This is a genomic window from Nocardioides sp., from assembly GCF_036405735.1.
Taxonomy (GTDB): Bacteria; Actinomycetota; Actinomycetes; order Propionibacteriales; family Nocardioidaceae; genus Nocardioides.
In genome coordinates, this window is sequence record NZ_DASWXC010000056.1 from 38,970 (window position 1) to 52,578 (window position 13,609).

The following is a 13,609-nucleotide window of genomic DNA, read 5'->3' on the forward strand; positions in this document are numbered from 1 at the left end:
CATGCCGTACGCCGTCACCTTCTGTCCCGACGCGGCGACGTTCCTCTCCGTCGCCGGAGACCTCCTGGCGGCCCGGCCCGTGGAGGCGACCGTCGTGGCGACGGTCGCGGGCCGGCAGGCGAGCGAACCTGCCGGCGCGATCGATCCGGGGCGCCAGCCGTACAACTGGTTCGCCGCCGTGACCGACGAACGCGGTGCCGTCGTGGGTGCGGCGATGCGGACGGCCGGCTTCGCGCCGTACCCCGCGTTCCTGCTCCCGATGCCCGACGACGCCGCTCGCGCGCTGGTGACCGCGCTGCACGAGCGTGGCGAGCGGCTCGACGCCGCCAACGGGGCGCTGCCCGCGGTCGAGGCGGCGATGGCCGAAGCCGCCCGGCGCGCGGGCGCCAGGGTGGTCGTGGCCGAGGAGACCCGTCTCTGGGAGCTCGCGGAGCTGCGGGAGCCGCCGGTGGTCCCGGGGCGGCTGCGACCGGCGGCGGTCTCCGAGGCCGAGCTGCTGGCGCCGTGGCTGCAGGGCTTCGGCGCCGAGTCGGCGGCGATGTCGGGGCGTGCTGCGCCGCACGGGACCACCGACTTCACCCCGGCGGAGGTGGCTCGCCGCATCGAGCAGGGCACCGTATGGGTCTGGGAGGTCGACGGTGAGGTGGTCCACGTCACCGCGGCCAGCCTACCGGCCTTCGGCGTGGCCCGCATCGGCCCGGTCCTGACGCCGCGGGAGCACCGGGGGCACGGCTACGCCAGCGCGACCGTCGCCGCGGTGGCGGCGTCGCTGCGCGGGGACGGCGCCCGGGTGTGCCTGTTCACCGACCGGGCGAACCCGACCTCGAACCGCATCTACGCGGCGATCGGCTTCGAGCCCGTGACCGAGATGGTGCACCTCGAGCTGGCCTGACCCGGGTTGATTCGGGTGGGGGAGCGCCGCGCTCCTAGACTCGCCTCACGATGAGCCAGCCTCCTGCCCAGCCTCCTGCCCAGCCGCGTCCCGCCCAGACCTTCGCCGAGGCGGAGGACGCGCTGCTGTCGCGTTGGCCGGAGACCCGGCTGGAGCCGTCCCTGGACCGCATCGAGGCCTTCGTCGAGATCCTCGGCGACCCGCAGCGCGCCTACCCGGTGATCCACCTGACCGGCACCAACGGCAAGACCTCCACGAGCCGGATGATCGACACCCTGCTGCGCGCGCTCGACCTGCGCACCGGACGGTTCACCAGCCCGCACGTGGAGAGGATGAGCGAGCGGATCGCGGTCGACGGCGAGCCGCTGTCCGACGAGGCGTTCGTCGAGGCGTTCAACGACGTCGCGCCCTACACGCACATGGTCGACGCGGAGCAGGACCACCCGCTGTCGTTCTTCGAGACCGTCGTCGGCATGGCCTACGCCAAGTTCGCCGAGGCCCCGGTCGACGTCGCCGTGGTCGAGGTCGGCATGGGCGGCGGCTGGGACGCCACCAACGTCGCCGACGGCGTCGTCGCGGTCGTCACGCCGGTCGCGATGGACCACGCCCAGTACCTCGGCGGCTCCCTCGACCTCATCGCCGCCGAGAAGGCCGGCATCGTGAAGGCCGGCGCCACCGCCGTGGTCGCGGAGCAGGAGCCCGCCGTGCTGGCGGTGCTGCAGCAGCGCGCGACCGACGTCGGCGCGAGCATCGTGCGCGAGGGCGTCGACTTCGGTGTGGTGGCCCGCAGCTCCGCCGTCGGCGGTCAGCTCGTCACCCTGCAGGGGCTGCGCGGGCGGTACGACGACCTCTTCCTGCCCATCTACGGCGCCCACCAGGCTCAGAACGCCGCCCTCGCCCTGGCGGCGGTCGAGGCCTTCGTCGGCGGCGACCAGCCGCTGTCGGACGAGCTGGTGCGCGGCGCCTTCGCGGAGGTCACCTCCCCGGGCCGGCTCGAGGTCGTGCGCTCCTCGCCGACCATCGTCCTCGACGCCGCGCACAACCCGGCCGGCGCCGAGGCCACGGCGGCCGCGCTGGAGGACTCCTTCCTGCTCTCGCCGCTGGTCGGCGTCATCGGCGTGATGGGGGACAAGGACGTCGAGGGCGTGCTCGCGGCCTTCGAGCCGCACCTGGAGCACCTCGTGGTCACCCAGAACTCGACGCCCCGCGCGCTGCGTGCCGAGCGCCTGGGCGAGATCGCCCAGCAGCTCTACGGCGAGGACCGGGTCACCGTGGTGCCCGACCTGGCGACCGCGATCGACCTCGGCGCGGCCCTCGCCGAGGCCGGCTCCGCGGACTCCCTGAGCTCCGGGGCGGTCCTGGTGACCGGTTCGGTCGTCACCGTCGGCGAGGCTCGCCGACTGCTCGGAGGGCCCCGATGAGCACCGGGAGCGCCGGGGTCGCGGGGGAGCGGCACAAGTCGCCGCGGCGCGGCATGTGCGCGGCCGTGCTGACCCTGGAGGCGATCACCCTCGGCCTCACCACGCCGGTGATGATCTCGGTCGCCGACGTCGCGACGGGCACCGCCCTGTGGGTCGGCCTGGGACTCACCGTGCTGTGCCTGCTGACGGCCGGCCTGCTGCGGCGACCGTGGGCCTACCTGCTCGGCTGGGCGATCCAGGTCGCCGCGGTCGGACTGGGCTTCGTCGTCGGCATCATGTTCGTCCTCGGCGGCATCTTCGCCCTGCTGTGGGGCATGGCCGACTACCTCGGGCGCCGCATCGAGCGCGAGCGGGCGGCCGCGTTCGCGGCGTACGACCGCCTCGGCGACGGGGCCTGACGTTCGGGGCCTGACGTTCGGGGCCTGACCCTCGGGGCCCTGGTTTTCGGGGGCGCCGCGGTCACTGGTTAGGGTGCGGGACATGACCCAGCGCACTCTCGTCCTCGTCAAGCCCGACGGCGTCCGCCGCGGTCTCACCGGTGAGGTGATCCGCCGGGTCGAGGCGAAGGGCTACACCCTCGTCGCCCTGGAGCTGCGCCCGGCCACCCGCGAGATCCTCGCGGCCCACTACGCCGAGCACGAGGGCAAGCCGTTCTACCAGCCGCTGGTGGAGTTCATGCTCTCCGGCCCGGTCGCCGCCATGGTGTTCGAGGGCGAGCGCGTCATCGAGGGCTTCCGGTCGCTGGCGGGTGCCACGGACCCGACCGCGGCCGCTCCCGGCACGATCCGCGGCGACCTCGGCCGCGACTGGGGCCTGGCGGTCCAGCAGAACCTCGTCCACGGCTCCGACGCGCCCGAGTCGGCCGAGCGCGAGATCGGCATCTGGTTCCCGGGCCTCAGCTGACCAGGCGTACGGCGCCGGGTCCGTCGAGCCGCTCGCTGACCGTGCGAGCGCGCCCCGTGAGCACCATCAGCAGCGCCAGCGCGTCGCCCCGCACCTCCTGACCGCTCCCGGCGCTCCAGTCGGCGTCGGTCGCGCGAAGCTCGAAGCCGGCCAGTCGCCGCCGCGCGTGGAACGGGAAGCCCATCTCCCACACCCGCTGGAGGCCGAGCCGGCAGTCCTCGGGGTCGACGCTGAACGGGCGATCCAGCGGGACGGTGATGTCCTGGCTGTGCACCACGAGGTCGAACAGCGAGTTCCGCGTGTCGAGCATCCGGGCAGTACGACGCCGGTCGGCGTGCTCCCGGATGCGGGCGACGATCTCGGCCGGTGGCGCGCTGCCGTGCTGGCGTGCGAGGTGCGTGTTGATCCGGTTGAGGTCGAAGCGAGCGCGCGGCCCGGCCGCGAGCAGCTGGCCGGTCGTGATGACGGGCACGAGGGAGAGGTGTCCGGCCACGTCGCGCACGCGCCACCCTTCGCACAGTGACGGCCGGTCCCATTCCTCCGCACCCAGCGTCTCCAGCAGGTCGGCGATGCGCCGGCGCAGCGTCGCCACCCTGGTCCAGTAGTCGTCGTCCAGCATGGCGTTCGCCTCCACTACGTCGTCCGAGGTTCGGACGATTCGACGTTAGTACGAATCTCGGACTTCTGCAATGATGGGGCCATGACCGCCTCCGAGGACGAGCTCAACCTCGGCCTGCTGCTCTTCATCCCCTACCGCCACCTCGAGTCGGCGGTGCTGACGGCGCTCCGCGAGCGCGGCCACGACCTGCCGCTCAACCAGGCCCGGGTCTTCCAGCGGATCGCGCCGGGCGGCTCCCGGCTCACCGACCTCGCCGAGGCGTCCCAGCTGACGAAGCAGACGATCGGCTCCATCATCGACCAGCTCGAGCGGTCGGGCTACGTGGAGCGCGTCCCCGACCCCTCCGACGCCCGCGCCCGGCTGGTCGTGGTCGCCCCGAAGGGCCGCGAGCTGGTCGAGCTCAGCCTGCCGGTGGTCCGCGAGGTGGAGGCGGCGTGGGAGGCGCACCTCGGCGTCGAGCGCACCCGGGAGCTGCGCCGGACCCTGGCGGCCCTGCGGGAGATCACCGATCCGTGGCTGACAGGCGGAGGTAGCGAGCAGGGTTGACCGCCCCGGTGTACCCGGTGCCCTTGCGGCGCGCCTCGAAGTGCAGGTGGCAGCCGTCGGGCGCACCAGCGTCGGAGGCGCGGGCGATGAGCTGGCCGCGCTCGACCCGGTCGCCCGGCCGCACGTAGACGCGTCGGGCATGCCCGATCACGATGTCCACAGTCCGGCCGCTGACAGACGACCGGATGCGGAACGCCTTGCTGCCGTAGGCGCTGCCGGGTCGGCCGGGCGACGACGGGCTGAGCACGACACCCCGCCGGCCGGCGTACAGCGGCGTCCCGCAGGGCAGGGCGACGTCGATGCCGTGGTGGAAGCCGCGGTTGCGCCGGCAGCGCGGGTCGGGCTCGTAGTACGGCGCCCGGGTGCAGCCGTAGGGGATCATGATCCGGCGCGCGCCGGCGTACCACGGCGAGGTGTAGCGGGTCTGGTCGGCCGTGTAGAACCGCCACCGGGGGTCCGGCCCCGCGGCCGCCGGGGACGGCCCGGTGACCAGCCCCGTGAGCAGCCCCGTGAGCAGCCCTACGAGCAGCGTGTGAGACAGCAGCCGGAGCGCGAACGGACGCATGTCGTCACCGTAGTCCGGCGCCGCCGGACGCGGACGCCGCCTCCGTCCCAACAGTCACTCCGGCATCGGCGTGGCATCCGACGAATCGGGCGTGCCGAGACCTAGCCTCGAACCCGGGAGCGGCCGTCCTGTCGCCCCGACTCTTCCCCGAGCCACCCTGGACGCGAGGCACTGACCCATGGCGAACAGCTTCATCGGCCGCGACATGGCCGTGGACCTCGGCACCGCCAACACGCTCGTCTACGTCCGCGGCAAGGGCGTGCTCGTCGACGAGCCCAGCGTCGTGGCCATCAACGAGACGACCGGCGAGCTGCTCGCCGTCGGGCACGAGGCCAAGCGGATGCTGGGCCGCACCCCGGACAACATCACCGCCATCCGCCCGCTGCAGGACGGCGTCATCGCCGACTTCGAGGGCTGCGAGCAGATGCTGCGGTACTTCATCCAGCAGGTGCACCGGCGCCGCTACTTCGCCAAGCCTCGGCTGGTCATCTGCGTCCCCAGCGGCATCACCCCGGTCGAGCAGAGGGCGGTCAAGGAGGCCGGCTACCAGGCCGGCGCGCGGCACGTCTTCATCGTCGAGGAGCCGATGGCCGCGGCCATCGGGGCCGGACTGCCCGTGCACCTGCCCACCGGCAACATGGTCGTCGACGTCGGCGGTGGCACGACCGAGGTGGCGGTCATCTCCCTGGGTGGCATCGTCACCAGCCTGTCGGTCCGGACGGCGGGGGACGATCTCGACAACGCGCTGGTGCAGTGGCTGAAGAAGGAGCACGCCCTCATGCTCGGGGAGCGGACCGCCGAGGAGCTTAAGATGACGCTCGGCTCCGCGTTCCCGATGGCGCAGGAGCCCGAGGCGGAGGTCCGCGGCCGCGACCTGGTCAGCGGGCTGCCGCGCACCGTCACGATCTCCAGCGCCGACGTGCGTCACGCGCTGGAGGAGCCGCTCAACGCCATCGTCGACGCCGTGCGCGCCACGCTGGACCAGACCCCGCCCGAGCTCGCCGGCGACATCATGGACCGCGGCATCGTGCTGACTGGCGGCGGAGCGCTCCTGCGCGGCCTCGACGAGCGGCTACGGCACGAGACCGGAATGCCGGTCCACGTCGCCGACGACCCGCTGACCTCCGTCGCGCTGGGCGCGGGCAAGTGCGTCGAGGAGTTCGAGGCGCTGCGGCAGGTCCTCGTGTCCGACACCCGGCGGCGCTGATGGCCACCCGGATGCCCGTGCGCGCCACCCGTGAGACCGCCCCCGAGCGGGTCAACCGCCGCGGCGGCCTCGAGCGGCCCGACCCGCGCGCCCCGAAGCCGGCCACGTTCGTGGCGCTGCTGCTCGCGTGCGCCGTCCTGGTCGTGCTCGACCTGACCAGCCCGGTGCTCTCGCCGCTGCGCCGCGTCGTCGGGGAGGTCTACGGCCCCCTGGAGTCGGCCGCCACCACCATGGCCCGGCCGGTGACGAGCATCCCGGAGTGGTTCCGCGGCCAGGGCGAGCTGCGCGCGGAGGTGCGCCGGCTCGAGGCCGACAACGCTGCATTGCGCCAGCAGCTGGCCGGCGTGGGCTACGACCGCAACAAGCTGGTCCAGTACGAGCGGCTCACCGCCGTCGCCGAGAACATCGGCTACGCCGTCGTCCCCGCGCGGGTGATCGGGATCGGTCCGAGCCAGAGCTTCGAGGCCACCGTCACCATCGACGCCGGCAGCGCCGCCGGCGTGCAGCCCGACATGACCGTCGTCAGCGGCGAGGGCCTGGTCGGCCGGGTGCTGCGGGTGACGCGCGGGACCGCCACGGTGCTGCTGCTGGCCGACGCCGACGCCGTGGTCGGCGGCCGCGTGGGGGACAGCATGGAGGTCGGCTTCGTCCACGGCAGCGGCGAACTGGCGGGCGAGGCACCGCTCGACCTGGAGCTGGTCGACCAGAGCGTCGTGCCGGCCAAGGGCGACACGGTCGTGACCTGGGGCAGCGACAAGGGCGCGCCGTACGTCGCCGGAGTGCCGATCGGCGTGGTGGACTCGGTGTACTCCGACGTGCGCGACTCCACCAAGCGGGCCCGGATCACGCCGTTCGTCGACGTCACCCGGCTCGACGTCGTCGGCGTCGCGGTGCCGAGCGGCACGGCCAGCGACCGTGCCCTGATCGACGCCGACGGGGAGCTGAAGTGACCTCGCTCGCCGCCACGCGCGCCGCCGTCGCCGCCGCGCTGGTCACCCTCGCGGTCGTCCTGCAGGTCAGCGTGCTGCCGTCCTTCGCCTGGGACGGCCCGGCCTCGCCGGTGCCGAACCTGCTGCTGCTCGTCGTGGTCGCGGCCGCTCTGACCCGCGGCGGCCAGTTCGCCATGGTGCTCGGCTTCGCCGGCGGTGTCGTGCTCGACCTCGCGCCCCCGGCCGACCACCTCGCCGGCCGGTGGGCGCTGGCGCTGCTCGTGGTCGGCTACGTCGCCGGACGGCTGCGGCAGGACCACGCGGCCGGCCGCTGGAACGGTCCGTCGGCTCCGCCTGCCCTGGCCGTCGTGGGCACCGTCGCCGGGTGCAGCTTCGTCGGCACCAGCCTGTACGCGCTGACCGGCGTGCTGCTGCGGGACCCCGCCGTCGGCGTGGGGGAGATGCTGCCCGCGATCGCGGCGGGCGTGCTGTGGGACGTGCTGCTCACGCCCCTCGTGGTCCCGGCACTGATGATGCTGTGGCGCCGCCTCGAGCCGGACTTCGTCCGCTAGGCCGGCTATGAGCACCCTGAGCACCTCCCGCACCAGCCGGCTGCGGCTGATCGTCATCCAGGCGCTGATCCTCGCGCTCTTCGGGACGCTCGCCGCCCGGCTCTACTACCTCCAGGTCGTCCACGGTCCGGGCTACAGCGCGAAGGCCGCCTCGCAGTCGGTGCGCCACGTGGTCGACCAGCCGGCTCGCGGCCTCATCGTCGACGACCTGGGGCGCCCGCTCGTCACGAACCGGCTGGCCTGGGTCGTCTCGATCGACAAGAACAGCCTCGGGGAGCTGTCCGAGGCCGACCAGGCCGAGCTGCTCGAGCGGGTCTCCGGGGCGGTCGGCGTCGACGTGGCCACGATCCAGCAGGAGCTGACCGAGTGGAACGGCTCGCGCTACGAGCCGGTCCCGATCGCCACCGACGTCGAGGAGAAGGTCGCGCTCACGATCCTCGAGCAGCCCGAGGACTACCCGGGCGTGGTGGCGCTCCAGCAGTCCGTGCGCGCCTATCCGCAGCCGTTCGGCGTCAACCTGGCGCACGTGCTGGGCTACCTCAGCCCGATCACCGAGGACGAGTACGACCAGGCCCAGGACGACGGCGACACCACCGTCAACGCCGCCTCGGCCGTGGGCCGCGCCGGCCTGGAGCGGCAGTACGACCAGTGGCTGCGAGGCGTCCCCGGCCGCACCTCGGTCGCCGTCGACTCCCTGGGCCGTCCGCTCGGGGAGACCCCCGACGCCCCCGCACAGCCCGGGGACACCCTGGTGACCAGCATCGACGCGAAGGTCCAGGGCGTGGTCGAGCAGGAGCTCCACGACGCGATCACCACGGCACGCCGCACCTTCGACCCCGTGACGCGGAAGAACTACGCGGCCGACTCCGGCGCGGTGGTCGTGCTGGAGGCGAAGACCGGTCGGGTCGTCGCGATGGCCAGCCAGCCGACGTACGACCCCGCCGTGTGGGTCGGCGGCATCACCGAGAAGCAGCTGGACCGGCTCTACTCGGCGAAGGCCGGCACGCCGCTGCTCGGGCGCGCGACGCAGGGCCAGTTCGCGCCCGGCTCCACGTGGAAGCCGTTCATGACCGCCGGCGCCCTCGACCACGGCTACGCGACCGACACCCGGCTGCACTGCTCCTCGGCCTTCCGCGTCGGCAACCGCGACTTCCACAACTACGAGTCCGCCGCCTACGGGATGATCACGTTCGCCCAGGCGCTGCAGGTCTCGTGCAACACCTTCTTCTACCGCGTGGGCCACGGCTACTGGGCCCGCTACGGCTCCGACGTCGCCGATGTGGACGCCAAGGATCCCCTCGTGACGACCGCCAAGCGGTTCGGCTTCGGGCAGCAGACCGGCGTCGACCTCCCCGAGGAGGCTGCGGGCCGCATCGCGGACCGGAAGTGGAAGCGCGCCTACTACGACGCCCAGAAGGACTACTACTGCGGTCTCGCGAAGGAGGGTGGCTCGGACTTCCTGCACCGCTTCGCCCGCGAGTTCTGCATCGAGGGCTTCGCCTACCGTGCCGGGGACGCGGTGAACTTCGCCATCGGCCAGGGCGACACCACGGTCACGCCGCTGCAGCTGGCCCGTGCCTACGCCGCGCTGTCCAACGGCGGCACGCTGTTCGCGCCGACCATCGGCAAGGCTGTCGTCGCCGCCGACGGCACCGTGCTGCGCGAGATCGCGCCGCGACCGGTCGCGAAGGTCAAGGCGAGCAAGCGGGCGCTGCGGTACGTCGACGAGGCGCTGCTCGGCACGCCGCGCACCGGCACCCTGGCGTGGAAGTTCACCGACTTCCCGCTCGAGGAGGTCGAGATCCGCGGCAAGACCGGATCGGCCGAGGTGCAGGGCAAGCAGTCGACGTCCTGGGTGGCGTCCTACGACGAGAACTACGTGGTCGTGATGATGGTCAGCCAGGGCGGCACCGGGTCGGGCACGAGTGGCGACGCCGTGCGCCACGTCTGGGAGGCGCTCTACGGCGTCGAGGACGGCGACGTGCGGCCCGGCAAGGCCGCCATCCCCGGCACCACGCCGCCGGCGGGGCTGCCGACCTTCGCCCAGGACGGCTCGATCCTGCCGCCGCGGTCCTCGGCCGGACGCGGCGGGACCGAGGAGGACCGATGAGCGAACGGCGCCGGATCGACTGGCTGCTGCTGGGGGCCGTCGGCTGCCTGGTGGTGCTCTCGACGCTGCTGGTGTGGTCGGCGACCGTGCACCGCGACGCGCTCACCGGCGGGGACAGTGGGCTGTTCCTCCGCAAGCACCTGGTCAACCTCGGCATCGGCGTCGCGCTCCTGGCGGCCGTCTGGCTCGTCGACCATCGCTGGATCCGGATCCTGACGCCGGTCGTCTACCTGGGGTCCGTGGTGGGGCTCGTCCTGGTGCTCACGATGGGCTCCACCGTCAACGGCTCCCAGTCCTGGCTCGACCTGGGTGGCCTGTCGGTGCAGCCGTCGGAGTTCACCAAGCTGGCCGTGGTGATCGGGATGGCGCTCGTCCTGGCCGAGCGCACCGAAGGACGCTGGCGCAGCAGCGTCGGGGCGGCCGACGTTCTCGCGATGCTGCTGGTGGCCGCGGTGCCCGCGGTCCTCATCGTGCTGCAGCCCGACCTCGGCACCACCCTCGTGCTCTCGGCGACGGTGTTCGGCGTGCTCGCCGCCTCCGGCGCGCCGCGGCGCTGGCTCGCGCTGCTGCTGGCCGGCGGCGTCACCGCCGCGCTGGCGGCGGTCGCCGGCGGCATGCTGAAGGAGTACCAGGTCGACCGGTTCCTGGCCTTCACCGACCCGGAGCTGGACCCGCGCGGAGCCGGCTACAACGTGGAGCAGGCCCGGATCGCCATCGGCAACGGTGGCCTGTTCGGGCAGGGCCTCTTCGACGGCAGCCAGACGCGCGCCGGCTTCGTGCCCGAGCAGCACACCGACTTCGTCTTCACGGTCGCCGGGGAGGAGCTCGGCCTGGTCGGCGCCACCGCGATCATCGGCCTGCTCGGCGTGGTGCTGTGGCGCGCACTGCGGATCGCGGCCCGCACCGAGGACCTGTTCGGGCGGATCGCCGCCGCCGGCATCGCCTGCTGGCTCGGCTTCCAGGCCTTCCAGAACGTCGGGATGTGCCTGGGGATCATGCCGGTGACCGGCGTACCCCTGCCGTTCCTGTCGTACGGCGGCAGCTCGATGTTCGCCAGCCTGATGGCCGTCGGGCTGCTGCAGAACCTCCACGGCCGGACCGCTTCGCTGCCGCCGCCCGTGCGCATGGCGGTGTTGCGGGAGACCGTCCCCAGACGTCACAGCTAGGGCTGCAGCGACACCACGAGGAACGCCGCGAGCAGGGCGAGGTGGACGACGCCCTGGAGGGTGTTGGCCCGGCCCTGCACGATGCTGAGCATCGCCACGACCACGGAGACCGCCAGCAGCACCATCTGGGTCGGCTCGAGGCCGAGCAGCAGCGGGCCCTCCAGCCAGATCATGGCGATGGCGATCGTCGGGATGGTGAGGCCGATCGAGGCCATGGCAGAGCCGTAGGCGAGGTTGAGGCTGATCTGGACCCGGTCGCGGGCCGCGTTGCGCACGGCCGCGATCGACTCCGGGGCGAGCACGAGCAGCGCGATGACGACACCGACCACGGGGTAGGGCAGTCCCAGGCTCGTCACGCCGTCCTCGATCGTGGGGGAGAGCAGCTTGGCCAGTCCCACCACGGAGGCGAGCGCGATCAGCAGCAGCATCAGGCTCAGCAGGGCGTCGCGGGCCGGCGGCGGGTCCGCGTGCCCGTCGCTGTCGGCGTCGACCACGCCCGTGACCCGGCCCTGGGCGTCGCTGGTGACGGGGAGGAAGAAGTCGCGGTGCCGGATGGTCTGGGTGAAGACGAAGGTGCCGTAGAGGACCAGCGAGGCGACCGCCGCGAAGCCCAGCTGGAAGGGGGAGAAGGCCGGCCCCTCGGCCGAGGTGGTGACGCTCGGCAGGATCAGCGTCACGGCAGCCAGCGCGGTGACCGTGGCCAGCGCTGACCCGGTCCCGGAGGCGTTGAAGCTGACCAGGTGGTGGCGCGCCGCGCCGATGAGCAGCGAGAGGCCCACGATGCCGTTGAAGGTGATCATCAGCGCCGCGAACACCGTGTCGCGCGCGTAGGTGCTGGCCGCCTCGCCGCCCGAGATCATCAGCATCACGATCAGGCCGACCTCGATGACCGTGACGGCGACGGCGAGGATGAGCGAGCCGAACGGTTCGCCCACGCGGTGGGCCACGACCTCCGCGTGGTGGACGGCCGCCAGGACCGCCCCGACCAGGCACAGCCCGATCGCGGTGAGCACCGCCGGGTGCTCGTGGCTCGCCCAGGTCGCGACGAGCACGGCGAGAGCCAGCACCGGCACGACGACCGTCCACTGCAGCGGGCCACGGATCCGGGTGTCGGCCATGGCCACGAGCCTAGGGGGACGTCCCGCAGCACCCCGAGGCGCGTCGGCGGCCGGTCGCCGAAGCGGCCCCGAGGCGGTCCGGCAGGTACCCTCGGGGACGTGTCCACGAGTGTCTTCCCCCGTCTCGAGCCGCGCCTCGCGCTGGTCAGCAAGCCGATCCAGTACGTCGGCGGCGAGCTGAACTCGACGGTCAAGGACTGGGACTGCGCGACCGTCTCGGGCAGCGGCGGTCCGACGGTCCGCTGGGCGCTGATGTACCCCGACGCCTACGAGGTCGGCCTCCCCAACCAGGGCGTCCAGATCCTCTACGAAGTGCTCAACGAGCGCGACTGGATCGTGGCCGAGCGGACCTACGCCGTCTGGCCCGACCTCGAGAAGATCATGCGTGAGGGCGACGAGCAGGGCCCGATCCCGCAGTTCACCGTCGACGCGCACCGTCCGGTCCGCGACTTCGACCTGTTCGGCGTCAGCTTCTCGACCGAGCTCGGCTACACCAACATGCTCAACGCGATCGACCTGGCCGGCATCCCGCTGCACGCCGTGGACCGCACCGACGCCGACCCCGTCGTGATCGCCGGCGGCCACGCGGCGTTCAACCCCGAGCCGATCGCGGACTTCATCGACGCGGCCGTCCTCGGCGACGGCGAGGAGGTCGTGCTGGCGATCTCGGAGGTCGTCCGCGAGTGGAAGGCCGAGGGGTGCCCCGCCGGCGAGATGCCGAGCGCGCGCGACGAGCTGCTGCGCCGGCTCGCCGTCTCCGGCGGCGTCTACGTCCCGAAGTTCTACGACGTCACCTACGGAGCGAACGGCGCGATCGAGGCCGTCGTGCCGACCCGCCCCGACGTGCCGTGGCGGGTGCGCAAGCACACGCTCATGGACCTCGACGCGTGGCCCTACCCGGCCAAGCCGCTGGTGCCGCTCGCCGAGACCGTGCACGAGCGGTTCAGCGTCGAGATCTTCCGCGGCTGCACCCGCGGCTGCCGCTTCTGCCAGGCCGGCATGATCACCCGCCCGGTGCGGGAGCGCTCGCTGCAGGGCATCGGCAAGATGATCGACAACGGCCTGGCCAAGACTGGTCTGGACGAGGTCGGTCTGCTCAGCCTGTCGAGCGCCGACCACTCCGAGATCGGCGAGATCGCCACCCAGCTGGCCGACCGCTACGACGGCACCAACACGTCGCTGTCGCTGCCGTCCACCCGCGTCGACGCCTTCAACATCACGCTGGCCAACGAGTTCAGCCGCAACGGTCGGCGCTCGGGCCTGACGTTCGCGCCCGAGGGCGGCAGCGAGCGCCTGCGCCGGGTCATCAACAAGATGGTCAGCGAGGACGACCTCATCCGTACCGTCGCGGCCGCCTACTCGCACGGCTGGCGTCAGGTGAAGCTCTACTTCATGTGCGGCCTGCCCACCGAGACCGACGACGACGTGCTGCAGATCGCCGACCTCGCCAAGCGCGTGATCGCCAAGGGGCGCGAGGTATCCGGCCGCAACGACATCCGGTGCACCGTGTCGATCGGTGGCTTCGTGCCGAAGCCGCACACGCCTTTCCAGTGGGCCGGGC

General features: G+C 72.7%; 14 protein-coding genes. 11 read left to right on the forward strand and 3 right to left on the reverse strand.

The window, feature by feature from the left end; genetic code table 11:
* Window position 1: 1 nt before the first annotated feature.
* From VGE38_RS08510 to ndk, 4 genes are all read left to right on the forward strand, one after another.
* The gene (locus tag VGE38_RS08510) at window positions 2-892 is read left to right on the forward strand and encodes a GNAT family N-acetyltransferase (protein ID WP_331142099.1); all 891 of its coding nucleotides are present in this window, start codon (window positions 2-4) and stop codon (window positions 890-892) included.
* A gap of 50 nt (window positions 893-942) precedes the next feature.
* Window positions 943-2,313: a bifunctional folylpolyglutamate synthase/dihydrofolate synthase gene (locus VGE38_RS08515; protein ID WP_331142100.1), complete on the forward strand. Its 1,371-nt coding sequence runs from the start codon at window positions 943-945 to the stop codon at window positions 2,311-2,313.
* Entirely contained in the window at window positions 2,310-2,711 is a 402-nt protein-coding gene (locus tag VGE38_RS08520; protein ID WP_331142101.1) for a DUF4233 domain-containing protein, read from the forward strand. Before VGE38_RS08515 ends, VGE38_RS08520 begins: the two co-directional genes overlap by 4 nt.
* Before the next feature lie 82 nt (window positions 2,712-2,793).
* Complete coding sequence (gene ndk, locus VGE38_RS08525; RefSeq protein ID WP_331142102.1) at window positions 2,794-3,216, forward strand: nucleoside-diphosphate kinase; 423 nt, start codon at window positions 2,794-2,796, stop codon at window positions 3,214-3,216.
* Here ndk and VGE38_RS08530 read toward each other — a convergent pair.
* On the reverse strand, window positions 3,209-3,835 hold the full coding sequence (locus VGE38_RS08530) for a maleylpyruvate isomerase family mycothiol-dependent enzyme (protein ID WP_331142103.1): 627 nt from the start codon (window positions 3,833-3,835) through the stop codon (window positions 3,209-3,211). The genes ndk and VGE38_RS08530 overlap by 8 nt on opposite strands.
* Window positions 3,836-3,916: 81 nt before the next feature.
* On the opposite strand from VGE38_RS08530, the gene VGE38_RS08535 reads away from it, so the two are divergent.
* The gene (locus tag VGE38_RS08535; RefSeq protein WP_331142104.1) at window positions 3,917-4,381 is read left to right on the forward strand and encodes a MarR family winged helix-turn-helix transcriptional regulator; all 465 of its coding nucleotides are present in this window, start codon (window positions 3,917-3,919) and stop codon (window positions 4,379-4,381) included.
* Here the strand turns inward: VGE38_RS08535 and VGE38_RS08540 are convergent.
* Window positions 4,338-4,946: a M23 family metallopeptidase gene (locus VGE38_RS08540; protein ID WP_331142105.1), complete on the reverse strand. Its 609-nt coding sequence runs from the start codon at window positions 4,944-4,946 to the stop codon at window positions 4,338-4,340. The two genes, VGE38_RS08535 and VGE38_RS08540, sit on opposite strands and share 44 nt — an antisense overlap.
* A gap of 178 nt (window positions 4,947-5,124) precedes the next feature.
* Between VGE38_RS08540 and VGE38_RS08545 the strand changes: the two genes are divergently transcribed.
* The 5 genes from VGE38_RS08545 to rodA are packed head-to-tail and all read left to right on the forward strand — an operon-like array spanning window position 5,125 to window position 10,930.
* Entirely contained in the window at window positions 5,125-6,153 is a 1,029-nt protein-coding gene (locus tag VGE38_RS08545; protein ID WP_331142106.1) for a rod shape-determining protein, read from the forward strand.
* On the forward strand, window positions 6,153-7,103 hold the full coding sequence (gene mreC, locus VGE38_RS08550) for a rod shape-determining protein MreC (protein WP_331142107.1): 951 nt from the start codon (window positions 6,153-6,155) through the stop codon (window positions 7,101-7,103). The genes VGE38_RS08545 and mreC overlap by 1 nt, the downstream gene beginning before the upstream one ends.
* The gene (locus tag VGE38_RS08555) at window positions 7,100-7,654 is read left to right on the forward strand and encodes a rod shape-determining protein MreD (protein WP_331142108.1); all 555 of its coding nucleotides are present in this window, start codon (window positions 7,100-7,102) and stop codon (window positions 7,652-7,654) included. Before mreC ends, VGE38_RS08555 begins: the two co-directional genes overlap by 4 nt.
* A 7-nt stretch (window positions 7,655-7,661) precedes the next feature.
* Window positions 7,662-9,764, forward strand: coding sequence for a penicillin-binding protein 2 (mrdA, locus tag VGE38_RS08560; protein WP_331142109.1), 2,103 nt, complete (start codon window positions 7,662-7,664; stop codon window positions 9,762-9,764).
* The gene (gene rodA / locus VGE38_RS08565) at window positions 9,761-10,930 is read left to right on the forward strand and encodes a rod shape-determining protein RodA (RefSeq protein ID WP_331142110.1); all 1,170 of its coding nucleotides are present in this window, start codon (window positions 9,761-9,763) and stop codon (window positions 10,928-10,930) included. The genes mrdA and rodA overlap by 4 nt, the downstream gene beginning before the upstream one ends.
* On the opposite strand, the gene VGE38_RS08570 is transcribed toward rodA, so the two are convergent.
* A complete protein-coding gene (locus tag VGE38_RS08570; RefSeq protein ID WP_331142111.1) occupies window positions 10,927-12,048 on the reverse strand; it encodes a calcium:cation antiporter in 1,122 nt (373 codons plus the stop codon). The two genes, rodA and VGE38_RS08570, sit on opposite strands and share 4 nt — an antisense overlap.
* A gap of 99 nt (window positions 12,049-12,147) precedes the next feature.
* Here VGE38_RS08570 and VGE38_RS08575 point away from each other — a divergent pair.
* Window positions 12,148-13,609 (forward strand): TIGR03960 family B12-binding radical SAM protein (locus VGE38_RS08575; RefSeq protein WP_331142112.1); only part of this gene is annotated, 1,462 nt, incomplete at its 3' end.